Source organism: Alkalihalophilus lindianensis (assembly GCF_032843265.1).
Taxonomy (GTDB): domain Bacteria; phylum Bacillota; class Bacilli; order Bacillales; family Bacillaceae_D; genus Alkalihalophilus; species Alkalihalophilus lindianensis.
Map to the genome: position 1 here is coordinate 1 of NZ_JAWJBA010000657.1, position 255 is coordinate 255.

The 255-nt window shown below is 72.2% G+C and carries 1 protein-coding gene; it reads right to left on the reverse strand.

All coding sequences use genetic code 11. The features are described 5' to 3' along the window. Positions 1-255 (reverse strand): hypothetical protein (locus RYX56_RS23785; RefSeq protein WP_317124310.1); only part of this gene is annotated, 255 nt, incomplete at both ends.

The window sequence follows — 255 nt, forward strand, 5'->3', positions numbered from 1 at the left end:
GTGCCAAGCGCCGCGGCGGTGGACGGTGCGAAGTTGGACGCGGCGCTCGGGCCGTTCGGGTCGATGCGCTCGTAGGCGCGGCCCACAAGGGCGGGCGGGACCGTGTACGACACCGAATCCACCACGAGGCCGGAGACGTGCTTGACGACGGAGGCGTCGGTGCCGGAGTTGTTGAGCGCACTCCAGCCGCCCGTGGGCTGCAGGGCGGCCACGCCGGGGTAGGTGGCCTGGAACGACGTGAGCGACTGCGTGAGC